We start from the raw sequence: 20196 nt of genomic DNA, 5'->3' as shown, positions 1-20196 counted from the left end.
GTTGAGGGGGACGCTGCAAGTACGTCCATGTAAGCTCGGTCGCCGCATCCATGCGGCTCACGCCCCCTCAACCGGACCCACCCCGCCTTCGACAGACTGTCGCGATCTGTCGGAACGGCACCCTGCCCTGGTAGGTGCCGACCTTGGTCGGCACGGATGAATTCATTCAATATCTGACAGATGTGTCGACCAAGGTCGACACCTACCACCAGCCGCGCGTCCCAGTAGATCCACGCCATGCGTGGATGATTCATTCGATATCTGACAGAACAGATGTGCCGACCTACGGTCGGCACCCACCAACAGCCGCGCGGAACCGGTGTGGGGCAGAGCCCCCTCAGTCAGGGGGCGGCCGCCAAGCGGCGGGAGTCTAGGAGCCGGGAAGTGGGGCCCGCGGTTCGCGCAGCGAAGCGTGGGAGCGACAGCGCGCATGCGATGACGCGTACCAGGGCGCAGCCCCGCCAACAAAAAACCCCGCTTGCGCGGGGTTCTCTGCGTGAGGCGTGACGAAACACTTACGGGCGACGCGCCAGCGCTTCCACGTCCTTCGCCTTCGGCAGCAGATCCTGCTTGGTCACGCGCAGGGCGCCGACCGTCAGCATCGGCACCGCCACCAGGATCGAGGACAGCACCACGATCACCGCACCGATCATGTGCGTCTCGGCCAGGCCTTCCATCGAGCTGCCGCCGTACAGGTACAGGGCCAGTGCAGACAGGAAGAACATCACCGCGGTGATCACCGTACGCGACAGCGTCTGGTTGATCGAACGGTTCAACACTTCCATCGGCTCCACGCGCAGGCTGCGGAAGTTCTCGCGGACGCGGTCGAAGACCACGATGATGTCGTTGATCGCAAAGCCCATCACCGACAACAGGCCGGCCAGCACGGTCAGGTCGAACTCACGGCCCAGCAGGGACACGTAAGCCACCGTCACGATCAGGTCGAACATGGCCACGATGCTGGCGGTGACCGCGAACTTCCATTCGAAACGCACTGCGATGTAGATCAGGAAGCCGGCCAGCATGAAGATGGTGGCGTACAGACCATTCTTCGCCAGATCCTTGCCGATCTGCGGACCCACGAACTCGTTGCGCAGCACGGTGGCCTGGTTGTCGGCAGAGGAAACGGCCTTGACCACGGCGGCCGCCGTGGCCTTGTCCTCGGCGGACGCGCCACCGGTACCCGGCGCGTGTTCACCGTGCGGGGCCAGGCGGATCAGCAGGTCGGTGTTGCCACCGACGCTCTGTACCTGGGCGCCGTCGAAGCCGTTCTGCTCAAGCTTGCTGCGGACGTCCTCGACATCCACCGCGTGTTCAAAGCGGGCTTCGATCAGGGTGCCGCCGGTGAAGTCCAGAGCGTAGTTGAAGCCCTTGAAGCCGATGATGCCGATCGAGGCCAGGAACACGATGATCGTGACGACCATCGCGACATGGCGCCAGCGCATGAAGTCGATCTTGGTATCGTTCGGGAGGATGTGCAGCGGAAACAGTTTCATGTGCGTGTCGTCCCGTCAGATGGCCACGTTCTGGAGCTTCTTGCGACGACCGTAGATCAGCGTCGCCAGGGCACGCGATACGGTGATCGCAGTGAACATGGAGGCGAAAATACCGATGATCATGGTCAGCGCGAAGCCCTTCAGCGGACCGGTACCGAATGCGAACAGCGCCACACCGACGATCAGGCCCGTCAGGTTGGCGTCGAGGATGGTGCCCGAGGCTCGCTCGTAACCGGTCACGATTGCGGTCTTGCCCGGCACGCCGGCACGCAGCTCTTCGCGGATACGCTCGTTGATCAGCACGTTGGCATCGACCGACAGGCCGACCGACAACGCCAGACCAGCGAAGCCCGGCAGGGTCATGGTGGCGCCGAACAGCGACATCACCGCCACCACGATCAGCAGGTTGAACAGCATCGCGACCGAGGTGATCAGGCCGAACATGCGGTAGTAGATGGTGAAGAACACCAGGGTGAACATGAACGCGTAGACCACCGCGGTGATACCGTTCTTGACGTTCTCCGCACCCAGGCTCGGGCCGACCACGCGCTCTTCGACGAAGTCCATCGGCGCAGCCAGCGAGCCGGACTTCAGCAGCTTGGCCAGGTCTTCGGCTTCCTTCTTCTGCAGACCAGTGGTCTGGAAGTTCTTGCCGAACACGCCGTTGATGTTGGCCACCGAGATCACTTCCTCGTTGACCTTGAAGCCACGCACTTCCTGGCCATCGACGATGGTCACGGTCGGCACGCGCTCGGTGTAGACCACCGCCATCGGCTTGTTCACGTTGGCGCTGGTGAAATCGAACATGCGCTGGCCACCGACGTTGTTCAGCGTCACGCTGACGGCCGGGGTGCCACTGGTGGAATCGGTCACCGCCTGCGCGGCCACCATCTGGTCACCGGTGACGATCACGCGCTTGTTCAGCAGCACCGGGCCACCGTTGTCACGACGCTGGTACACCTTCGCTTCCGGCGGAATCCGGCCCGAGGCGATGGCGTCCTGCGCATTGCCCTCCACCACGGCCCGGTACTCCAGGGTCGCGGTGGCACCGATCATGCGCTTGGCTTCGGCGGTGTCCTGCACGCCCGGCAGCTGCACCACCACGCGGTCGGCACCCTGGCGCTGGATGATCGGCTCGGACACGCCGAGCTGGTTCACGCGGTTGCGCAGGGTATTGATGTTCTGCTCGATGGCACCGTTGGCGATCTGCGCGATCTCGGCTTCCGGAATGGAGACCGTGATGCGGTTGCCGCTGACGTCATACCCCAGGGTCGGCTGCGCCTTGGCCAGTGCGGCGCGGGCGCGGGTACCGGCATCTTCGCCGGCCGACGGGCTGAGGTTGGCCACGATGGTGTTGTCAGCGCGACGCTCCACCGACTGGTAGGCGATGCGTGCATCACGCAGGGTGCTGCGCACGTCTTCGGTGTAGGCATCCAGGCGCTTGTCGAGGGCGGCCTTCTGGTCGACCTGCAGCACGAAGTGCACACCACCCTGCAGGTCCAGGCCCAGCACCATCGGGCGGCCGCCAAGATTGGCCAGCCAGTCCGGAACGGTGGAGGCCAGGTTCAGGGCAACGGTGTAGTTCTCGCCCACGCTGTCACGCAGCGCATCGCTGGCGGCGGACTGCGACTTCAGGTCCGACAGGCGGACGATCAGGCTGTCCCCTTCCTTTTCTGCGCCGATCGTGGTGACGCCGGCCTTCTTCAGGTCGGCCAGCACACGATCCCGCAGCGCATCGTCGACCTGCCCGCCACGGTTGGCGGTGATCTGGATGGCCGGGTCCTTCTGGTAGATGTTGGGCAGCGCGTACAGCGTGCTGAGCGCCAGTACGATCAGGATGACGACGTACTTCCAGCGTGGAAATTCGAGCATTGCTTGGGTCCCGCGCGGCGCCATCCCCGGCGCCGCGGTTGTGCATCGGAAAGGGAGTGGCTTACTTGGCCGAATCCAGGGTGCCGGTCGGCAGCACGCTGCCCACGGCGCCCTTCTGCACGCGGATGCGCACGTTCTCGGCCACTTCGACGGTGACGAAGTTGTCGCCGATGTCGGTGACCTTGCCGGCAATGCCGCCGTTGGTCAGCACTTCGTCGCCACGCTTGATCTTCTCCAGCATGGACTTGTGTTCCTTCTGCCGCTTCATCTGCGGGCGGATCATCAGGAAGTACATGATGGCGATCAGGATGATCGGGAACAGCAGCGTGGTCAGGCCCATGCCCTGCGGTTGGCCGCCAGCGGCCTGGGCGTGGGCGGCGGGAATCAGGAAGGCAAGCAGGTTCATCGTTGGTCCTTTGGTTGGGCGGCGCTTCGACCGTTTCACGGGCACGAGGTGTCGACCGCGGATCTGGGTCAGCCTTGAAGTATGCCACGGCCCCGGGCGTTCGTCCTTGGGCCGTTTGGCAGGGGGGCTGCGGGTTTACAGGGGCGGCGCTACCGCCCCGCGTGCTGCGTAGAAGGACTCACGGAAGGCCAGGAAGGTTCCCGCCTCGATGGCGGCACGGATATCGGCCATCAGCTTCTCGTAGTAGAAAAGGTTGTGCTGGGTGCCCAGCATCGGCGCCAGCATCTCGTTGCAGCGGTCCAGGTGACGCAGGTAGGAGCGGGTGTAACCGCCGGCACAGGCCACGCAGCCGCAGCCCGGCTCGATCGGGTCCATGTCCCGCGCATACTGTGAATTGCGGATGCGCACGGTCCCGAACGAGGTGAAATAGTGGCCGTTGCGTGCGTTGCGGGTCGGCATCACGCAATCGAACATGTCCACGCCACGTGCGACACCCTCGACCAGATCTTCGGGGCGGCCGACGCCCATCAGGTAGCGCGGGCGGTCGGCAGGCAGTTCGGGGTCCAGGTGGTCGAGCATCGCATTGCGCTCGTCTTCGGGCTCGCCCACGGCCAGGCCGCCGATGGCGTAGCCGTCGAAACCGATCCCCTGCAGGGCCTCGGCCGAGCGGCTGCGCAGGTCGGTATGCACACCACCCTGGACAATGCCGAACAGCGCCGCGTCATTGCCCAGCTCGTCATGCGCATTGCGGCTGCGCTGGGCCCAGCGCAGGCTCAGTTCCATGGAACGACGGGCCACGTCCTCGGTGGCGGGGTACGGCGTGCACTCGTCGAAGATCATCACCACGTCCGAGTCGAGCACCTTCTGGATCTTCATGCTCTCCTCCGGGCCTAGGAACACCCGGGCGCCGTCGGTCGGCGAGGCGAAGGTGACGCCCTGTTCGGTGATCTTGCGGCGATGGGCCAGCGAGAACACCTGGAAGCCGCCGGAGTCGGTCAGGATCGGGCCATCCCAGCGGCAGAAGCCGTGCAGGCCGCCATGGTCGGCAATGATGTCCAGGCCCGGGCGCAGGTACAGGTGGAAGGTGTTGCCGAGGATGATCTCGGCGCCCAGCGCACGCACCTGGTCCGGCAGGATGCCCTTGACCGAGCCATAGGTCCCCACCGGCATGAAGGCCGGCGTTTCCACCGTGCCACGCGGGAAGGTCAGGCGGCCGCGACGGGCACGGCCATCACGGGTCTGGAGCTGGAACTGCAATCGGGACATGGAGCGGTCATTCGGGCAAATAGTCGCCCATTATCTCCCAAAACCGGGTCGGCAGCCCATTCAGGCCTGAATGGGCATCAACCTGTCGGCCCTTCTGACGCGTTTGGCCTTGGCGGGTGCAGACCATTCTCCTAGGGTGACAGGCCAGATAGCTGAGACGTCACTCGTGACCTCCCCGTCCCGGATTCCCGTTGAAATGCAATGCCCCCCGGAGGCGCTTGGGGCGCTGGAGTTCCCTGGCGACGTGCTTCTTCCGGACGGTCCCCGGAACTATGTGGGCGCGGTGATGTGCCTGCGCCTGACGCTGTATTTCAAGGATGCACATACAGCCGCCACCAGAAAACACCTGTGTCTCTGCTTTGACGCATTCCGTGAGCTGGCTGGGGATGCTCTGTCATGGCTGTGGCGTGAGAAACCGAAACGCGGAATGCCAAGGCAGCGCGTGAAGAACAGCATGCCCCTGTGCGACATGATCGAAACCATGTCGGAAGATGACCACCTGAGCTTCTGCTACACCAGCGGCGCCAAGGCCGAGGACGCCGGTGCGTGGAAGTTCCTGATTTTTGGCGCGCGCGCCTGGCAAGCCCGTATCCGCAACGATATGAGCGTGCTGGAACTGTCGGTCCCAATCAGCTGCCTGCCAACGCAGCGAGAGGGCTTCATTGAATTGGCGGCGAAATGTGCGCGCTGGCTGAGTGCCGAGCATCGGCATGCCGGTTACGCCGTGAATCTGAGTGAAGTTCGCCGCGAGCGCAATGAACCCGTTGAGGCAGTACTGGCGCAGCGCTATCCCGGTCTGGACGCGGGATGCGCTCCCCTTCTGGCCAACCACCCGCAACTGGCGCACCTCAAGATCAAGACGGTCAGTTGGCTGACCCTGATGGATCACGCTCGGCTGGCAGTGGTGGGAGGGCTTGACCAGCTCCGCAGCGCTCTTCCCGAGCGGCATTTCACTCTTCACGACTACGGTAACGGCGTCATGATCCAGGCTGGGACAAGACCCCTCGCCCTCGTTGACGAAGGTGATCCTCGACCGCCGGCCTATGTGCTGCTCGACCATCAACTCCGGGGTATCCGACCAGCATCGGTTGGCAGTCTCCATTTCAATCCGAAATCCGCAGAGCCCAGGCTTGTCGGCCAGCTCGCCGAGCAGTGGGTTCGTCGTTTTGAGGTCGATGCTTCAGAGATTTCGACCCACGAAGAAAGACTTTCCCAGCAGCATCCACTCTCAGATGGGGACCTTCAGGACGAGACCCCCTTCGCCAACCAGTCGATTGCGCGAGAGAAGCCACAATGAGCCGAAGCAAGCAATGAGCAACGACCGAAAAAATCTGGAGAGAATCCTCGGGGGAAAAATCGAGCAGCGAGCCGATCGAATCGCTCCGGGTATGAACCCTGTAGCCGGAGTGGAGTTCTTCTATTACGAGGATTTCCATACCAGAAGCGCTTCAAGTCAGTTCCGCAAATTGCTGGACTCTGCTGGCGCGTTCGCCGCGAGCAGCGGTGGCATCGTATCGGACAGTTGCCGGATAACCCTGCCCAACGGCCAGTGCTTCCTCGCCCTTTCCTTCCACGGCGATCTGGATGGATGGCGGAAGGCGGTGGAAGCCGGGGCACGCAACCTCGGCCTTCGCCTGGCCCGCAATGAAGATGACCACGTGATCATCTCCGACGGCCAGTCCGTTCCGCTCAGCGAATGCAAGGTGGATTTGGGCTGAGCAGCCCGGCGGAACCCACTTGCGGAAGGAATGATCCACGCATGGCGTGGATCTACTACAGCGCCGAAGGCGGTAGAGCCACGCCATGCGTGGCTTTCGCCCTCCAGGTACCGGCAAGTGCGCACCTACGGTGCGCACCCACCACAAGCAGGCAGTGGTCAGCGCCCTACCCTGCCTGCGGGAACAGCAGCATCGCGTCGCCGTAGCTGAAGAAGCGGTAGCGCTGCGCGATCGCGTGCTGGTAGGCCTCGAACACGCGCTCCTTGCCGGCGAACGCGGAAATCATCATCAACAGCGTGCTTTCCGGCAGATGGAAGTTGGTCACCATCGCATCGACGCTGCGAATCCGGTAGCCGGGGGTGATGAAGATCTGGGTCTCGCCGGCAAACGGCAGCAGTTCGCCATCGCGCATCGCGCTTTCCAGCGCGCGCACCACGGTGGTACCCACGCCGATCACCCGCCCGCCGGCCTCACGCGTGCGCCGCACCTGCTGCACCAGTTCGGCGCCCACGTTCAGCCACTCGCGGTGCATCACGTGGTCCTTCAGGTCGTCGGCACGCACCGGTTGGAAGGTGCCCGCCCCCACGTGCAGGGTGACGTGGCCGAAGTCCACGCCCTTGTCCTTCAATGCCGCCAGCAGCGCTTCATCGAAATGCAGTCCGGCCGTCGGCGCCGCCACCGCGCCCACTTCGCGCGCGAACACGGTCTGGTAACGCTCGCGGTCGTCCACACCCGGCTCGCGCTGGATGTAGGGCGGCAACGGTAGGCGTCCGGCATGCAGCAGCCACTGTTCCAGCGATTCGGGCACGTGGAACTGCAGCACGTAGAACTCGCCGTCGCGGCCCAGCACCTCGGCTTCGCCGCCGGCATCCAGGGCGATGCGGCTGCCGGCCTTGGGCGACTTGCTGGCGCCGACCTGGGCGCGGGCCTGCTGCCCGCCGAGCAGGCGCTCGATCAGGATCTCGACGCGGCCGCCGCTGGCCTTCTGCCCGAACAGTCGGGCCGGGATCACACGGGTGTCGTTGAACACCAGCAGGTCGCCGGGCTGCAGCAGCGAGGGCAGGTCACGTACCTGCAGGTCGGTGAAGGCGCCCGGTGCGGGCGGCACCAGCAGCAGGCGGCTTGCCGAGCGCTCGGCCAAGGGGGCCTGGGCGATCAGTTCGGCCGGCAGGTCGTAGTGGAAATCGGACTTCTTCAAGGCAGTGGACGGCAACAGGTCGACAATGGCGCGCATTGTACGGCCAGCGTCTGCGAGTCGGCAGGGCCGAGCTCGAACGTCGCGCAAAATGCTGCTATGCAGCAGGCTTTTGCGGGGTTATCGCGCAAAAAAACAAGTGCTAGCATCGACGAGGAAGTCCGATGCACGAGCCCGCCCCAAGCGCGCGTGAAGACGCGCGTTTTGCTTTTGAAGGACCGTGCGACCCATTGTTTCAGGAGATCTGCAATGAGCTTCATCGAACGCCTCGCCCCCCTCCGCGCCCAGCCCGGCTCCCGCCTCACCGATGGCCTGGATGACGCCGTACTGAGCGCCCTCGCCGCCAACCACCCGCAGCTGGTCGCCGCGGTCGATGCCGCTGCTGCCGAGTTCGCGCGCGTGCAGGCCGAACTGGGGCCGCTGCTGGCGCTGGACGAACAGGCGCAGATCGATGCCATGCAGGACGGTTTCGTCAACTTCTATGCCGACGATGCGGTGACCCCGTACGTGGCACTTGCCGCGCGCGGCCCGTGGGTGGTCACCCTGAAGGGCGCGGTGCTGTACGACGCCGGCGGCTACGGCATGCTCGGCTTCGGCCACACCCCCGATGCGGTGATGGAAGCGATGTCGCGCCCGCAGGTGATGGCCAACATCATGACCCCCAGCCTGTCCCAGCAGCGCTTCATTACAGCGCTGCGGGCCGAGATCGGCCACCGTCGCGGCGGCTGCCCGTTCACCCGCTTCATGTGCCTGAATTCGGGCTCCGAAGCGGTCGGCCTGGCCGCACGCATCGCCGACGTCAATGCCAAGCTGCAGACCGATCCGGGCGCCCGTCACGCCGGTGCAGCGATCAAGCGCGTGGTCATCAAGGGCAGCTTCCACGGCCGTACCGATCGCCCGGCGCTGTATTCCGATTCCAGCCGCAAGACCTACATGCAGCACCTGGCCAGCTACCGTGACGAGGATTCGGTGATCACCGTTGCCCCGTACGACGAGGCCGGCCTGCGCAAGGTGTTCGAGGATGCCGCGCACAACAACTGGTTCGTCGAAGCGGTGTTCCTGGAACCGGTGATGGGCGAAGGCGATCCGGGCCGCTCGGTGCCCCCGGCGTTCTATGCCCTGGCCCGTGAACTGACCCGTGCGCACGGCAGCCTGCTGCTGCTCGATTCGATCCAGGCCGGCCTGCGCGCTCACGGCGTGCTGTCGGTGGTGGACTACCCCGGCTTCGAAGGCCTGGATCCGCCGGACATGGAAACCTATTCCAAGGCGCTGAACGCGGCGCAGTACCCGCTGTCGGTGCTGGCCGTGACCGAACATGCCGCACAGCTGTACCGCAAGGGCATCTACGGCAACACCATGACCAGCAACCCGCGTGCGCTGGACGTGGCCTGCGCCACCCTGGCCCAGCTGACCCCGCAGGTCCGCACGGCAATCACCGAGCGTGGTGCCGAGGCGGTACGCAAGCTGGAGCAGCTGAAGAACGAGTTGGGCGGCCTGATCACCAAGGTGCAGGGCACCGGCCTGCTGTTCTCGTGCGAGCTGGCCCCGCAGTTCAAGTGCTACGGCGCCAATTCCACCGAAGAATGGCTGCGTCAGCACGGCATCAACGTGATCCACGGCGGCGAGAATTCGCTGCGCTTCACCCCGCACTTCGGCATGGACAGCGAAGAGCTGGACCTGCTGGTGGGGATGGTTGGCCGCGCCCTGCGTGAAGGGCCCCGCCGTGAACAGGCTGCCGCTGCGTAACGGCACAATCGAGGCAGCCTGAGCGGTCTGAACGAAGAACAGCCGAGCGTGGCCCGGCTCTACAGAGAGCAGCGGCAAGGCCTCATAATACGGAAACACCCCGCCCCGCGACTGGTTCCACCGGTCGCTGGCGGGGCGTTTTCGTTTCCGGCAAAGAGACAGGAAGATCCATGAAATCGATCTGTGTGTACTGTGGTTCCAACGCTGGCAGCAAGCCGGCCTACACCGAACGCGCCATCGCGCTGGGTGACCGCATTGCCCGTGACGGCATGCGCCTGGTGTACGGCGGCGGCAATGTCGGCCTGATGGGCACGGTGGCCAACGCCGTACTGGCCGCCGGCGGTGAGGTCACCGGCGTGATTCCGCGCCAGCTGGCCGACTGGGAAGTGGCCCATCGCGGCCTGACCGAACTGGAAATCGTCGGTTCGATGCACGAACGCAAGTCGCGCATGTTCGACCTTTCCGACGGCTTCGTCGCCCTGCCCGGCGGCTTCGGCACGATGGAAGAAATCTTCGAGATGCTGACCTGGCGCCAGCTGGGCATCGGCAACAAGCCCTGCGCCTTCCTGGACGTGGACGGCTTCTATGCGCCGCTGATCGGCATGATCGATCGCATGGTGGAGGAACGCTTCCTGCACCCGGAGCAGCGCCAGGACCTGTGGTACGGCTCGGACATCGAGGAAATGCTGGCCTGGATGCAGAACTACCAGCCGGCACAGGCATCGAAGTGGATTGACGAGAAGCGGCGCGCCGCCCTGCGCTGACGCCTGCGCGCGCGTCGGCTCAGGCCGCCGCGCGTGTCCATGGTGCAGGCCTGCCCAGCAGGTACCCCTGCCCGTAGTCACAGCCCAGCTCGAACAGCGTGTCGCGCTGCGCTTCGGTTTCGATGCCCTCGCCGATGGTCTCGATGCCCAGGGTGCGCGCCAGCGAGAGCACGCCCTCCACCAGCGCGCGCGTGCTGAGTGCCTCCGGGCCATGCAGGCCGGCGATGAAGCTCTGGTCGATCTTCAACGTGCTGATCGGGAAGCGGTGCAGGTAGGACAGCGCCGAGAAACCCGTGCCGAAATCATCCAGCTGCACCTGGATGCCGCGTTCCCGCAGCCCCTTCAGGATGCGCAGCGTATGCGGACCGTCGTCGAGCAGTGCGACCTCGGTGATCTCCAGTCGCAGCCGTCGTGGATCTGCACTGTTGGCCTCGAGCAGGCCGAACAGCCGCTCGCTGAACTCGGCCGAGCGGAAATGCCGCGGTGACACGTTGACTGAAACATAGCCGCGCCCGCCATCGGCGAGGCCGGCAATGACCTGTTCGTAGATCAGCCAATCAACCTGTTCAATCAGGCCGCTTTCCTCGCCCAGTTCCAGGAACGCACCTGGCAGCAGCAAGCCGCGACGCTCATGTTTCCAGCGCAGCAGCGCCTCATGGCCGACCACCTCGCCATCGGACAGGCGCACGATCGGCTGGTAGAACGGCACGAAATCACGGTTGTTGATCGCCCGCCGCAGGTCGGCTTCCAGATCCAGGCTGCGCAGCGCCTGCTCGCGCATTTCCTCATCGAAGATCGAACAGCGATCGTGGCCCTGGGCCTTGGCCCGGTACATCGCCGCATCGGCGTCGCGCAGCAGTTCCTCGCCGGTGCGGTAGCGTGCGTTCCACAGGGCGATGCCCAGGCTGCCGGAAGGGAACAGCTCGCGGCCGGCGATCCACATCGATTCCTGCAATGCCAGCAGCAGCCGCTGGCCGAAATCCAGCGCCTGCGCCAGACCCTGCGGGCATTGCAGCAGTACGGCGAACTCATCGCCGCCCAGGCGCGCGACCACATCATCGGCGCCGGCCATCGACACGATGCGCTTGGCCACTTCCACCAGCATGCGATCACCCGCAGCGTGACCGATGCTGTCATTCACCAGCTTGAAGCGATCCAGATCGAGGAACAGCACCGCAAACACCGGGCCTCCCTCGCGCCGGGCCAGGGCCAGGGCATCCTGCAACCGGTCCAGCAGGTGCAGGCGGTTGGGCAAGCCGGTCAGCGCGTCATGCATTGCCTGGTGGGTCAGCCGCTGCTCGGCGCGCAGGCGTTCACCAATCTGGCCCACCAGCTTGTCGTTGACCTCGGCCAGTTCACGCGTGCGCTCTTCCACCCGCTTTTCCAGTTCGGCGTGCGCCGAGCGCAGCCGCTGCTGGTCACGCTGGCGTGCGAGGCCGGTGCCGATGTTCTGCGCGACGAAGGTCAACAGCCGCTGATCATGAATGCTGAAGAGGATCTGTTCGGAGTAACTCTGCACCACGATGGCGCCGACCACTTCATCGTCGCGCAGCAGGGGCACCCCCAGCCAGCAATGCGAGCGTGCACCGGATTCGCGCACCTCGCCGGTTTCCAGCAGGGCATCGATCTGTGCACGCGAGGCCAGCAATGGCCGCCGATGGCGGACCACGTACTCGGTCAGGCCACGGCTGAACGCGCGTGGCAGGCGGCGCGCATTGTGTTCATCGACCGAATAGACAAACTCCAGCCCGTCACCGCCGGCATTGACCAGTGCGATGTAGAAATTGCGTGCATCCAGCAGGCGCCCGACCACCCCGTGCACCTGCCCGTAGAACTGTTCCAGGCTGTCGGCCGACATCGCCATTTCGGCGATGTTGTACAGGGCGGTCTGCAGCTGCTCGCCGCGACGACGCTCGGCCACTTCATCCTGCAGGCTGCGGTTGGCCCGCTGCAGTTCCAGCGTGCGCCGTTCCACCTGCTGTTCCAGCCGCACCTGGGCCTGGCGGCGGTCCATCGCGGTCTGTACGTGCTGGGCAACGAATCCCAGCAGCGCCCGCTCGGCCTCGCCGTAGCGTTCGGCCTGCTCATAGCTCTGCACCACGATCGCACCGCACACCCGTCCGTCGCGCAGCATCGGTACGCCGAGCCAGTCCAGGCTTTCCGGACCCACCTGCGGATCATGCTCGCGCTCGACCTGCGCGAGCAGCGCGCGCGACGGTCCACTCAACGGCCGGCCATGCCGCAGCAACGCCACCGTCAGGCTGCGTGGCATTTCGTCGGCAGCAAAGCTCTGCGCCGGATCGGCGATGAAGTCGTCGACCTTGTCGGCGAAATACAGAAAACGGATCTGCCCACGCACATCGTCGTACTCGACGATGTAGCAGTTCTCGGCATACATCAGCGTGCCTAGCACGCCGTGCACATGCCGCAGCATCTCACCCATTTCCAGGTCGGCACCGGCCAGGTCGGCGATCTGGAACAACGCCTGCTGCAACCGCTCGGCCTGTTCCAGCGCCCGGATCTGACCGGCCTGGCGGCCACGCTGCAATGCCAGCTCCATGGCCTGCCGCGACAGTGCCCACCACGCCGCCGAAGGGGTCGCCCCGCGTACCGACAGCAACAGCCGTGCACGGTCGTACTCCCAGCCGTGACGCCCTTCGACAGGATCGCCCTGCGGCTGCCAGATGTCCTCGTCATCGCTGCCCAACGGCCAGCCACCCTGCCCGCTGCCGAGCTGCGGGTCGTCCCAGCCCACGCGCACGATCGCCATCGCCGGCAGCAGCGCATGCAACGCACGCACCAGCGCCGCGCTCAGCACGGGCTCGTTGGGTGACTCCGCCAGCGCGCGGTCAGCTTGGATGGACAATTGACGATCTCTTGGCGCCGTCTGAGCGTCGCCTCCCCTGAGTTGGCGAGCATAGCGCGCCACCCGGGGGGCAATGGAAGCCCGTTGACCCCGAAACGTGCGCCCGGGCGTTGTTCCTGTCGATCCCCTCCCGTTTCGCGCCGTGAACCACGCCCTGTCCACCGCCATCGTCGGCTATGCGCCACCGCCCGCAGGGCTTACTCTGTGCGGCGTGGATGCCAGCGCCCTGCCAACCGACGAAGCCTTGATGCTGGCCTGGGCCGCCGGCGAACTGCACGCGTTCGAAAGCCTGTACGCGCGTCACCGCAAGCGCCTGTTCGGCTTCCTGCTGCGGCAGCTGCGCGATACCGCCGTGGCCGAGGAAATCTTCCAGGATGTCTGGCAGCGGGTGATCAGCGCGCGCGCCGGCTGGCAGCCGGATGCCGCGTTCAGCACCTGGCTGTTCCGCATCGCCCACAACCGCCTGAACGACCACTGGCGCGCTGCCAGGCACCGCCCCGCTGCGCCGGCCGATGCCGACCTGCGCCTGGCGGCTCTGGAAGATGCGCAGACGCCAGAAATGGAACTGTCTGAATTCGAACAACGTCGCCGCATTCAACTGGCGATGGAACAACTGCCCGCCGAACAGCGCGAAGTGCTGCAGCTGCGGCTGGAACAGGAACTGAGCCTGGAGGAGATCGGCCAGATCACCGGCGTTGGCCGGGAAACCGTGAAATCGCGGCTGCGCTATGCGATGGACAAGCTGCGTGCGGGACTGAACGCATGAACCGAGACGAGCCGCTGACATCCGAAGAACGCGAGCTGGCCAAGCTGCTGGGTCGCCGTGCCGAACAGGGCCCGCCAGCGGCGCTGGACGCTGCCATCCTCGCCGCTGCCCGTGCCGCAGTCGACGCCCCGGTGCACGAGGCACCCGTCGTACCGGGCACGCCGCGTGCGCTGCGCGGACGGCGCCGCTGGCCGGCTGTCTTCGGCATCGCTGCATCGATGGTGTTTGCCGTGGGCATCGCCTGGCAGATGCGCCCGGAGCCGCCGCCGGTTCCGGCCGAGGCGCAGATTGCTGCCGTGCCGGCCGACGGGATGGCGGCCGATGCAGGTTCCGGAAGCATGGCCCACGACAGCGCGGCGGCCGACGTTGCGGTTGCCGAAACTGCACCGGCTTCGGCGCCGGCTTCGGTGGTGGCCAAGCAGGCACCGGCACCGGCCATTGCTGCTGCGCCGGCACCTCCGCCGGTCATGCCTGCACCGATGATGGCGCCCGCACCAATGAAGGCAACCGCACCGCCTCCCGCGGCCACAAGCGATGCCGCCGCAGCCGACATTGCCGCGCCCCGTGTGGCAGCGGCCGCACCACCGGCGCTGGATGCCTATGCCGCGCCTGCACCTGCCGCGGCAGCCGAAGCTGCCCCTGCGGCCATGCGGGCACGCAAGGCCGAGGCCGCAACCGCCGGCGTGACCGAGGCACAACAGAACACCACCGAAGACCGCGTTGCGCTCACCGGTTCCAGGCAGGCGCCGATAGCCAGAGGCGCGCCTGGCGTCATGCGCCGCGCGGCCAATGCAGGGCTCAGCGCGGAAGCCGTGCAGGCTGAAGTGCAGGACGACGCCGGGCTGCCCCGCAGGCAGTGGCTGCAGAAGATCCGCGAGCGTCGCGATGCAGGTCAGCGTGACCTGGCCCGGGCGAGCCTGGAGCGCTACCTGCAGCAGTATCCAGAGACGCGCCTGCCCAAGGACCTGCGGCCGCTGCTGGACGACTGAGGCACATCGGTGGCAAGCCCGTAGAATGAGCGGAATGCCCGATCTCCTCGCCCAACCGGTCAACCACACCCTTGATGTGAAGCACAGCCGCTTCATCGCCCATGCTGCACCGATTGAAAGTGCTGCTGCGGCGATGACGTTCCTGCAGCAGGTGGCGGTGGCCGATGCCACCCACAACTGCTGGGCATACCGGCACGGCCAGGACTACCGATCCAGCGATGACGGCGAGCCGGCCGGCACGGCCGGGCGACCGATCCTGGCCGCCATCGATGGCCAGGGCTTCGACCGGGTGATGGTGGTGGTCACGCGTTGGTTCGGCGGCATCAAGCTCGGCGCCGGCGGCCTGGTCCGTGCCTATGGCGGCGCCGCCGCGGAGTGCCTGCGCACCGCCCCGCGCCTGCCGCTGGTGGCGATGGCCCGGCTGCAGCTGCTGGCCGGATTCGAGGACATCGGCACCCTGCACGCCGCCCTGCCCGCCCATGCAGCTGAGAAGCGTGATGAACAGTTCGATGCCAACGGGGTGCGATTGCGGGTGGAGTTGCCCGCCGATCAGGTCGATGCATTGAAAATCCGCCTTCGCGACGCCACCCGTGACCGTATCCGCATTCAAGATGACGACCTCGATGACTGACAAGGACGCACCGGCCACCGATCCGGCCTCCCCGCCGCTGCGCCGCCTCGGCAGCCTGCGCACGCTGTGGCCGTTCGTGCGCCGCCACAGCGGATTGTTCAGCGCCTGGCTGCTGGCCCTTGCCGTTTCTTCGGCCGCCACCCTGAGCCTGCCGCCTGCGGTGAAGCAGATGATCGATCACGGCTTCAGCAGCGGTGGCCAGATCAACCGGGCCTTTGCCCTGCTGATGCTGGTGGCGGTGGTGCTGGCGCTGGCGACGGCCGCGCGCTTCTACTTCGTATCGCTGCTCGGCGAGAAGGTCGTGGCCGATCTGCGCAGCCGCCTGTATGGACACCTGATCCAGCTCGGCGCCGGTTTCCACGACCGCAGCCGCAGCGGCGAACTTGTCTCACGCCTGACCGCCGACAGCGAACTGCTGCGCAGCGTGGTCGGCTCCACCATGTCGGTGGCCCTGCGCAGCAGTGTCACCGTGGTCGGCAGCCTGGCCATGCTGTTCGTGACCAGCCCGCGCCTGGCCGCCTGGTCGTTGCTGGGCATTCCGCTGGCGGTGCTGCCGATCATCATCGGTGCACGCAAGCTGCGCACGGTGGCACGCAGCAGCCAGGACCGCATCGCCGATGCCAACAGCCTGGCCAGCGAGACGTTGGGCGCGGTGCGGACGGTGCAGTCGCACGCGCGCGAACCCTATGAACGCGGGCGCTTCGATCACGCGCTGGGCGATGCGATCCGTGCCGCCCGCCGCCGCATCGGCGCGCAGTCGCTGGTGACCGCCAGCGCGATCCTGCTGGTGTTCGGCGCGATTGTCGGGGTGTTGTGGCTGGGCGCGCACGATGTCATCGACGGACGCCTCAGCGCCGGTACCCTGGGCCAGTTCGTGCTGTATGCGCTGATCGGCGGCGGTTCGGTCGGTGCCCTGGCTGAAGTGTGGAACGAGCTGCAGCGCGCCTCCGGCGGCATGGGCCGCATCAGCGAGCTGCTGCAGGAAGACATCGAGATCCGTGCACCGGCCGCACCGCGTGCGCTGCCACAGCCGCTGCGGGGCGAAATCCAGTTCGACGATGTGGTGTTCCACTATCCGCAGCGCCCGGACCAGGCCGCGCTGGATCACTTCAGCCTGCATGTCCGCCCCGGCGAGACCGTTGCGCTGGTCGGGCCCTCCGGTGCCGGCAAGAGCACCGTACTGTCGATGCTGCTGCGCTTCCACGATCCGGCCGAGGGCCGCATCTGCGTGGACGGCGTCGATGTCCGCGATGTCGATCCGGCAGCATTGCGCGCCCAGCTTGCGCTGGTGCCGCAGCAGCCGACGCTGTTTGCCGCCAGCGCGCGCGACAACATCCGCTATGGCCGCCTGCAGGCCAGCGATGCCGAGGTGGAGGCCGCCGCCCATGCCGCCGAAGCCGATGCCTTCCTGCGCGCGCTCCCGCAGGGCTATGAAAGCGAACTGGGCGAGCGCGGTGCGCGCCTGTCCGGCGGCCAGCAGCAGCGCGTGGCCATCGCCCGTGCCTTGCTGAAAGATGCACCGATCCTGCTGCTGGACGAGGCCACCAGCGCGCTGGATGCGCAGAGCGAACATAGCGTGCAGCAGGCACTGGAACGCCTGATGGCGGGCCGCACGACGGTGGTCATCGCCCATCGCCTGGCAACGGTGCTCAAGGCCGACCGCATCGTGGTGATGGACCACGGCCGCATCGTTGCCGAGGGAACGCATGCTGAACTGCTGGCGCAGGGTGGCCTCTATGCCGAGCTTGCACGCCTGCAGTTCATCGATTGATGACGGCCGGATAACACTGGCCGGACCACTCTGGCGGCATGGCGAAGTGCCGCTGAAGGAGGTAGACCATGTCGTTCCGTCAGTTCCCCGCTGTCGACAGCCAGGGCGAAAGCCACATCATCATCGAGTTCAAGCCCGAGGCCAGCGGCAGCGGCCACGGCTCGGAAAGTACGCCGCGCTACGAACTGGATGACGGCCGCCAGCTGGTGCGCAATGGCCGCGAATTCACCACCAGTGGCGGCGAAGTGCGGCTGACGATTTGAGCACGGGTCGACCACTGCAGGTGTAGGGCCTGATCGACCCGCTCTTGGCGCAGCGCGCGCCGGGCACGGCCCGGCGCTCCCGCAGAAAGTGTGATCAATTTTTCACCAAGCATCTTGACAGCATTGCCTGCCAAGGGCTGCGCGGAGTTATCCACACGTTTGCTCAGAATTCATCCACACCGCCTGTGGATGGATTCAGCCCAGCACCCGCCCGATGCCGCTGGCGTTCACCGCTGCCGCCGCCAGCGCGATCTCCACCGGGTCGCTGCCGGCGACGAAGCCAATGCGGAAATGCACTTCGCCGCCCGGTGTGCGCGATGAATGGATCGAGGCCAGGCTGATGCCGTGCTGCTCGAACACATTCAGCAGTTCCCGCAGCGAACCCGGGCGATCCTCCGGCAGATGCACCGACAGCGCGTTGCGTTCAGTCAGATCGGCCAGCAGATATCCGACGCGCTCGAAGGTGTAGTTACCGGCAGCCAGAGCGTCATCGCCGAACGCCAGGCGGTTGGCACCCAGCAGCTGATCACGGAACGCACCACGCGCAGCGTCATCACCCTGCCCGACCTGCGCCTGCAACGCCTGCAGCTGCCCGATCAAGCGCTCCAGCATTGGGGCCACGTAGGGATTGCCGAACTGGATGTCTTCGTAGATCGCCGGATTCAACGACAGGATGCGCGAGATGATCGCCGTATCCAGTTCGAAAGAGGCCGAGCGATACGGCAGCATCGCTGCCAGCGTGCCCAGTTGCGGCTGGTACTGGCGCAGCACACCGGCCTGGGCCAGGTGGGTGGCATGCACCATCGCCTGCACCAGTGCCATCATCTGGTCGTGATGCGGCGGCGTGGCCCGCACGCATTCGGCCTGAAGGGCCTGGCACAGCGCGTCCACCCACTGCTGCCAGTGCTGCAGGCGTGCCTCGCAGACCACCATCACCCGCCCTTTCAGGGTCGGCGCCTTCGGCGGTGCGGTCATCGGGTGCAGGCCCACCACCTCGGCGCGCGAGGCCAGCATGGCCTGCACGGGCGCTTCCTTCACCGAGGTCACATCCAGCCACAGGCGCTGCTGCTCACGGCCGGCCGACAGCCGGACGTACTCCGCGATCAGCGCCGGGGTGTGGCGGATCGGCGCAGAGAACACCAGCACATCCGCATGTTCCAGCAGATGCTCGGGCGCATGCGAGGCGGGATCGGCCGGATCATGGCCGATTACCTGCAACTGCATGTGCTGTTCGAAGAACCGGGTCAGCCAGCGCCCGTAGGCGCCAGCACTGCCCACGATGCCGACCGTGTGCGGCGTGCGTTGCTGCAGTTCGCTCATGCCAGCCGTTCGGCGCGGAAGCGCGTGCCTTCGGCCAGCGCCGCCGGTGCGGCGGCAATCACGTCGAACTCTTCGAAGCCATTGTCCAGGGTCGCTTCCAGTGCTGCGTGCGTGCCGGCGATGGCACGCGAGATCGCCTGCTGCATCGGCTCACCGCGCAGCAGGAACGACACCACCAGCGACATCAGCACGTCACCGGTACCGGCCACATCCACCGGCAACAGCGGCGAGGTCCAGCGCCAGGTTTCATCGCGACCAACAGCCAGGGTCACCAGCTCGCCCGGGTTGCCACCGACACTGTGCGCTATCACCCACTGTGGGCCACGCGCCAACAGCACCCGTGCCGCGGCGATGGCATCGGCTTCGGCCAACGCCGGCATGCCGGTCAGGCGGTTCAGTTCGAATGCATTGGGCGTCACCAGCCAGGCGTGCGGCAGCAGGCGCTCGGCGAAGATCGCTTCAAGGCCCGGTTCCACATAGGGGCCGGTGTGGGTGTCACCGATGACCGGATCCAGGCAGTAGCGCAGCTGCGGGCAGGCCGGCAGGATCTGGTCCAGCCAGTCGGCGAAGGCAGCGCCATTGGCAGTGCTGCCGAAGTAGCCCGATACCAGCATCTTTGCCCGTTGCGGCAGGCCCCGCTCGTAGGTACCGAGCAGCAGGTCGGCGAACCAGTCGGCGGGCAGCACGCGGCCTCGGGTGGTTTCGTAGAACGGCGCATTGCTCAACAGCACGGTCGGAATGTCCGCCACGCGCACACCGAGGGCGCGCATCGGCGGCAACGCGGCGCTGTTGCCGGCGTGGCCGTAGACCAGTTGCGATTGGACCGAAATGACATCGATCGGCGAAGGCCCGTCGGGACGCTGGCGGCGGCCGTGGAGCAGGTGGTTGTCGAGGGATTCGCTCATGCCCGCATTCTACGCCCAAGGGGGTTTTCGGCAGGGCTTGCAGCCCTGCACCTGCCGAAGCTTCAAGCAACGGCGATGGCGAAAGCCAAAGCGAGCTATCCGTGGGATGGCGGGGCGGTGTCGGAGTGCGGGGACGCCGCAAGTACGTCCCTGTAGGCTTGGCAGCCGCATCCCTGCGGCTGACACCTCGCAATCCGACACAGCCCCACCTCTGACAGTTGG

At 66.1% G+C, this 20196-nt stretch carries 17 protein-coding genes; 9 read left to right on the top strand and 8 right to left on the bottom strand.

Annotation, left to right across the window (positions count from 1 at the left end):
• Positions 1-515 precede the first annotated feature (515 nt).
• The 4 genes from secF to tgt form a co-directional block, all read right to left on the bottom strand.
• Positions 516-1496 carry a protein translocase subunit SecF gene (secF, locus tag ACVOLJ_RS19840; RefSeq protein WP_481564899.1) on the bottom strand — a complete coding sequence of 327 codons (981 nt, stop codon included), beginning with the start codon at positions 1494-1496 and terminating at the stop codon, positions 516-518.
• Positions 1497-1511: 15 nt separating this feature from the next.
• Positions 1512-3368, bottom strand: a complete 1857-nt coding sequence (gene secD / locus ACVOLJ_RS19835) for a protein translocase subunit SecD (protein ID WP_481564898.1) — start codon at positions 3366-3368, stop codon at positions 1512-1514.
• Positions 3369-3429: 61 nt separating this feature from the next.
• Complete coding sequence (gene yajC, locus ACVOLJ_RS19830; protein WP_089240484.1) at positions 3430-3774, bottom strand: preprotein translocase subunit YajC; 345 nt, start codon at positions 3772-3774, stop codon at positions 3430-3432.
• A gap of 135 nt (positions 3775-3909) precedes the next feature.
• A complete protein-coding gene (gene tgt / locus ACVOLJ_RS19825) occupies positions 3910-5040 on the bottom strand; it encodes a tRNA guanosine(34) transglycosylase Tgt (RefSeq protein ID WP_025875126.1) in 1131 nt (376 codons plus the stop codon).
• 70 nt (positions 5041-5110) lie between these two features.
• On the opposite strand from tgt, the gene ACVOLJ_RS19820 reads away from it, so the two are divergent.
• Together ACVOLJ_RS19820 and ACVOLJ_RS19815 are read left to right on the top strand one after the other, a co-directional pair.
• Positions 5111-6337: a type VI immunity family protein gene (locus ACVOLJ_RS19820; protein WP_481564897.1), complete on the top strand. Its 1227-nt coding sequence runs from the start codon at positions 5111-5113 to the stop codon at positions 6335-6337.
• 13 nt (positions 6338-6350) lie between these two features.
• Complete coding sequence (locus tag ACVOLJ_RS19815; RefSeq protein WP_481564896.1) at positions 6351-6758, top strand: hypothetical protein; 408 nt, start codon at positions 6351-6353, stop codon at positions 6756-6758.
• Positions 6759-6924: 166 nt separating this feature from the next.
• Here ACVOLJ_RS19815 and queA read toward each other — a convergent pair whose 3' ends face one another.
• Positions 6925-7992, bottom strand: coding sequence for a tRNA preQ1(34) S-adenosylmethionine ribosyltransferase-isomerase QueA (gene queA / locus ACVOLJ_RS19810; RefSeq protein WP_475279598.1), 1068 nt, complete (start codon positions 7990-7992; stop codon positions 6925-6927).
• 210 nt (positions 7993-8202) lie between these two features.
• Here queA and ACVOLJ_RS19805 point away from each other — a divergent pair, with 210 nt between their 5' ends.
• On the top strand, positions 8203-9699 hold the full coding sequence (locus tag ACVOLJ_RS19805) for an aminotransferase class III-fold pyridoxal phosphate-dependent enzyme (protein ID WP_481564895.1): 1497 nt from the start codon (positions 8203-8205) through the stop codon (positions 9697-9699).
• A 170-nt stretch (positions 9700-9869) separates the two neighbouring features.
• A complete protein-coding gene (locus tag ACVOLJ_RS19800; protein ID WP_475279596.1) occupies positions 9870-10463 on the top strand; it encodes an LOG family protein in 594 nt (197 codons plus the stop codon).
• A 19-nt stretch (positions 10464-10482) separates the two neighbouring features.
• Here ACVOLJ_RS19800 and ACVOLJ_RS19795 read toward each other — a convergent pair whose 3' ends face one another.
• On the bottom strand, positions 10483-13281 hold the full coding sequence (locus tag ACVOLJ_RS19795) for a bifunctional diguanylate cyclase/phosphodiesterase (RefSeq protein WP_475279912.1): 2799 nt from the start codon (positions 13279-13281) through the stop codon (positions 10483-10485).
• Positions 13282-13576: 295 nt separating this feature from the next.
• Here ACVOLJ_RS19795 and ACVOLJ_RS19790 point away from each other — a divergent pair, with 295 nt between their 5' ends.
• The 5 genes from ACVOLJ_RS19790 (at position 13577) to ACVOLJ_RS19770 (ending at position 17749) form a co-directional block, all read left to right on the top strand.
• Entirely contained in the window at positions 13577-14095 is a 519-nt protein-coding gene (locus ACVOLJ_RS19790) for an RNA polymerase sigma factor (RefSeq protein ID WP_475279911.1), read from the top strand.
• Positions 14092-15084, top strand: coding sequence for a hypothetical protein (locus ACVOLJ_RS19785; protein WP_475279595.1), 993 nt, complete (start codon positions 14092-14094; stop codon positions 15082-15084). Before ACVOLJ_RS19790 ends, ACVOLJ_RS19785 begins: the two co-directional genes overlap by 4 nt.
• A gap of 34 nt (positions 15085-15118) precedes the next feature.
• A complete protein-coding gene (locus ACVOLJ_RS19780; protein WP_475279594.1) occupies positions 15119-15715 on the top strand; it encodes an IMPACT family protein in 597 nt (198 codons plus the stop codon).
• Entirely contained in the window at positions 15708-17486 is a 1779-nt protein-coding gene (locus ACVOLJ_RS19775) for an ABC transporter transmembrane domain-containing protein (protein WP_481564894.1), read from the top strand. The genes ACVOLJ_RS19780 and ACVOLJ_RS19775 overlap by 8 nt, the downstream gene beginning before the upstream one ends.
• Before the next feature lie 68 nt (positions 17487-17554).
• Entirely contained in the window at positions 17555-17749 is a 195-nt protein-coding gene (locus tag ACVOLJ_RS19770) for a hypothetical protein (protein ID WP_475279592.1), read from the top strand.
• 195 nt (positions 17750-17944) lie between these two features.
• Here the strand turns inward: ACVOLJ_RS19770 and ACVOLJ_RS19765 are convergent, their stop codons facing one another.
• Together ACVOLJ_RS19765 and pdxY are read right to left on the bottom strand one after the other, a co-directional pair.
• The gene (locus tag ACVOLJ_RS19765) at positions 17945-19069 is read right to left on the bottom strand and encodes a prephenate dehydrogenase (RefSeq protein ID WP_481564893.1); all 1125 of its coding nucleotides are present in this window, start codon (positions 19067-19069) and stop codon (positions 17945-17947) included.
• Positions 19066-19974 carry a pyridoxal kinase gene (gene pdxY, locus ACVOLJ_RS19760; RefSeq protein ID WP_475279590.1) on the bottom strand — a complete coding sequence of 303 codons (909 nt, stop codon included), beginning with the start codon at positions 19972-19974 and terminating at the stop codon, positions 19066-19068. Before pdxY ends, ACVOLJ_RS19765 begins: the two co-directional genes overlap by 4 nt.
• Between the last annotated feature and the right edge of the window lie 222 nt (positions 19975-20196).

This window comes from Stenotrophomonas sp. STEN046 (assembly GCF_056759755.1).
The sequence above is the reverse complement of the archived record's forward strand: the minus strand, read 5'-3'. Positions and strand labels throughout refer to the sequence as shown.